The organism is Winslowiella iniecta, from assembly GCF_001267535.1.
Taxonomy (GTDB): Bacteria; Pseudomonadota; Gammaproteobacteria; order Enterobacterales; family Enterobacteriaceae; genus Erwinia; species Erwinia iniecta.
The window spans coordinates 140868-144792 of sequence record NZ_JRXE01000004.1; the positions used below are offsets into that span (position 1 = coordinate 140868).

Consider the following 3925-nt stretch of genomic DNA (forward strand, 5'->3'; position numbering starts at 1 on the left):
GAACTACGCCGGCATGAATCTCGGATTCTTTATCGGCTTTACCGGCGCGGGCTATTTCCAGCTTACCGAGCACTATCAGGCGCTGTTTCTGTTCGCCACCGTAGGCAATGCACTGGCGATTATTATCTCGTTGCTGCGCTGGAAAATCCTTGCTGATATCAACACGCCGCTGCTGCACGTCAGTAAAAGCCAGTTCAGGCTGCGGATGCTGGTCGGGCTGGCAATTCTGGTGGTGCTGGTACCGGTGATTCGGCTGATGCTGACGCACGCCGATTTTACCGGCTCCTTTGTAATCGCGTTGGGCGTGGTCATCTTTTTACTGCTGTGCCTGACCACGTTGCGCCATCGTCCGCGCGAAGAGCAACGCCGGATGGCGGCTTATCTGATACTGGCGCTCGGTTCACTGGTGTTCTGGATGCTGTATCAGCTGGCCCCGATGGGGCTGATGCTGTTTGTTGAGCACAATATCAATCTTAACGTCTACGGTATTCATGTTGCGCCGCAGTGGGTGCAGAATATCAATACGCTGGTGATTGTGATTGGCGGCCCGCTGCTGGCACTGGGCTTTAGAAACCTGCGCGAGCGCGGCTGGCGCATCGATATTCCGTTGCAGTTTGCTTCCTCACTGTTCTGTATTGGCCTCGGCATGCTGGTGCTGCCGTTGGGCATTATGCTGTCCGGCGGTGATGGCATGGTGGCGTTTAAATGGATTGTGATCAGCTATCTGTTCCAGAGCATCGGTGAGTTGCTGATTTCGCCGATTGGTTACGCGATGATTGGCAAACTGGCACCGGCCCGCTATCAGGGCGTGATGATGGGCTGCTGGATGATGGTCACAGGTGTGGCTTCCGTGCTGGCGGGCTATGTCTCCGGCTGGATGCCGGATAACAGCGGCAGTACGCCGCTGCTGACTAACCCAGGTTACAGCCATATTTTCAGTCTCCTCGGCTGGGGTGCAGCGCTCATTGGTGTGGTGATGCTTTGCCTGATGCCACTGCTGCGCAAGCTGATTCAGCCAGCGCCGGTACGACCTTAATGCCACGGGGCAGGATAACTGCCCCGAAATTTTCACTTGCCTGCACGCCGGTTTTCCCTGAGCCTTGAGAAAAACAGGAGGAAATGTGGACATCATTTTTTATCACCCGTCATTTAAGGCAGCCAGCTGGATCAACGGCTTACAACAACGCCTTCCGCAAGCAACCGTCCGTCAATGGCAACCCGGCGATAACGCCGCGGCAGATTACGCGCTGGTGCGCACTCCACCGGTTGAGATGCTGCAAGGGCGCAGCGATCTGAAAGGGGTCTTCGCCCTGGGTGCCGGTGTGGATGATATTTTGACCCAGCTAAAACAGCATCCTGAAATGCTGTCGGAGTCGGTGCCGCTGTTCAGGCTGGAAGACACCGGTATGGGTCTGCAAATGCAGGAGTATGCGGTGTATACCGTGCTGGGCTGGTTCCGCCGCTTCGATGATTATCAGCAGCAAAAACAGCAGACCCTGTGGCAATCGCTGAAAAATTATCGCCGTCAGGACTTTACCATTGGCATCCTTGGCGCCGGCGTTTTAGGCAGCAATGTGGCGCAAAGTCTGAAAGTCTGGGGCTTCCCGATCCGCTGCTGGAGCCGTTCTCCTAAGCAGATTGACGGCGTCACCAGCTATTACGGTGCCGATCAGCTGAGCGATTTTCTTAGCGGCACCCAGGTGTTAATTAACCTGCTGCCAAATACGCCGCAAACCGTGGGTATTATTAATCGTCAGCTGCTGAGCCAGCTTAATTCCGGCGCATTTGTGCTTAATCTGGCGCGGGGTGCCCATCTGGTTGAAGAGGATTTACTGGCGGCGCTGGAAGCCGGTGAAATCAAAGCGGCAGCGCTGGATGTATTTGTGCAAGAGCCGCTGCCGGAAACCAGTCCGTTATGGTCGCATCCGCGCGTGGCGATCACACCCCATAATGCTGCGGTGACGTTGCCGGAAGAAGCGATGGATTATATCGCCAAATCTATCCAACAACGTGAAGCGGGTGAGATGCCGGAAGGACGGGTGGATATTGTACGCGGGTATTAAACCTTTCAAGCAAGGGTGCTGCGGAGAGGTCTGAAATATCCGAAGCAGAGAATTTATTTTCTGACGCACGCTAAGGGATAAGTGTGCGTTATGAAAAAATTATCAACATAAATACGAAAAATTATTGTCATACCAGTGTTTGGTAATTACCCTGGTCTTCGCTTGAGCAGGTAAATTAATTTTAATAAAACTCGGTAATAGTCGTAGTGCTGGTTAGTGATAATTTATTGTCATATTTACACCTCATCATTCAAAGAATGATAACATAGGGTAAACTGAGGTCATGATTGACAATAGCATCCTCGATTCTTAAGGGGCTGAATCTTGATTGCTCGTATACTAATACGGCTTTATCGCAACTCATTTAAACTCGACTCTCAGATACGCCATTGATTATATTCACAAGATGGCTATAATTTATCCGACTAGTGAATCTGTAAGAAGGTGGGAATAATGGCCAGTTATGGGGTGGTGAACAGGCTTGAACTTGACAAGGCACTTGCCGTGGTTCTGGATAAAGGTGTCAATGAAGTACAGCGCGAAACATTGAAGCAAGGTAAGAATGTTTATAAGGGTTTTCAGCGACTGTCATGGTATACATCATGCTTTACAAATAATTATAAGGATGTTTGCGCCAATCTAAAACATGATGATCTTCGATTTGCGAAGGCAGTTGTACAAGTAGTAAAACGTTATGATGTTATATTTGATATCGTTGAATTATACGTCAAAAAACTGATCGGACACATAACCTCCGGCGAAGAAGAAGATATCGAACGTGAGATTTTTCACGCCGGTGGTAAAAGCGCGAGTATTTTCGTCTCAAATAGGGGGTTGGCTTACTCTGTATCTATGGCAATTTGTTCCAGCTTGTCAATGACAATTGCCCTTGATTCAACGTTCACCAAGTATTCTACCGTCACTGTAGCTTTAGCCGGCGCTTATGGACATGTTCAGGATGCCACCGCCGCTGCTCGCCGATTAAAAGACAGGTACCCAATATTCTATCAAGCACTCTACCATGAAGATCTGGAAATGCTCTATTTTCTGGTTGAAGATATACTTGGTCGATACGATCAATTTGAACTATCCCAGGCTGATTTTAAGCGGAAAGCAGAAATTATTTACAGGTTGATTAACGGATGAGAAATTTTTTAAAAAAGAGCTTCCTTGATTTCGCCGAATATCTGGTTAGCACATATGGTGCTATTGTGGCTATACTGATTTTTGCCGGGTTAGCAGTCACATACTGGGAAGAATATGCCTGGGGCTCGACAGCGATTTTTGTTTTATTTGTTTTTGTGGCGCTGGGTTTCTACCATTTCCGAAAAAAATAGAAATTTCTTGAGCTTCCTGGGCGCGGCATCAGGCTTTCATTAATTTGGCATTACGTTCAACTGGGTACATGGCAGCTAAAAAATCACTCAGTCTATAAGACTAAATCAGATGGAGCCCCCGTCTAAGCTCCAAAGCTGGCTTAGCATTCATTGCAATATTATTTTTAAGGGTGACATTGCAATGGAGTGATCGCTTTGCCAAAAGGGCGAGCGGATATCGCACGCGGGTATTAACCCTTTGAACGGCAGGGATGCTATCCTTGCCTTATAAAAGAGGAGAAAATCGCTATGTACCCCGTTGATCTTCATATGCACACCGTTGCCAGTACCCACGCCTACAGCACCCTGCACGACTATGTTGTCCACGCCAAAACTAACGGTATTAAACTGTTTGCGATCACTGACCATGGCCCGGATATGGCGGATGCGCCTCATGCCTGGCATTTTATCAATATGCGCATCTGGCCACGGCGGGTGGAGGGTGTGGGCATTCTGCGCGGCATTGAAGCCAATATTAAAAATACC

At 49.1% G+C, this 3925-nt stretch carries 4 protein-coding genes; all 4 read left to right on the forward strand.

Translation table 11 applies throughout. From position 1 onward, the window contains the following. On the forward strand, positions 1 to 1036 hold a 1036-nt coding region (locus tag NG42_RS03865; RefSeq protein ID WP_052898035.1), incomplete at its 5' end, for a peptide MFS transporter. Between the two features lie 85 nt (positions 1037 to 1121). After that, positions 1122 to 2063, forward strand: coding sequence for a glyoxylate/hydroxypyruvate reductase GhrA (gene ghrA, locus NG42_RS03870; RefSeq protein WP_052897952.1), 942 nt, complete (start codon positions 1122 to 1124; stop codon positions 2061 to 2063). A gap of 453 nt (positions 2064 to 2516) precedes the next feature. Then, positions 2517 to 3209: a hypothetical protein gene (locus NG42_RS03875; RefSeq protein ID WP_053115617.1), complete on the forward strand. Its 693-nt coding sequence runs from the start codon at positions 2517 to 2519 to the stop codon at positions 3207 to 3209. Positions 3210 to 3688: 479 nt separating this feature from the next. Next, the coding region (locus NG42_RS23290; protein WP_052898036.1) for a PHP domain-containing protein at positions 3689 to 3925 on the forward strand (237 nt) is incomplete at its 3' end.

What these genes read in the sequence shown, in the direction of transcription:
- NG42_RS03875 (WP_053115617.1), top strand. Translation starts at nt 2,517, where the DNA reads ATGGCCAGTTATGGGGTGGTGAACAGGCTTGAACTTGACAAGGCACTT.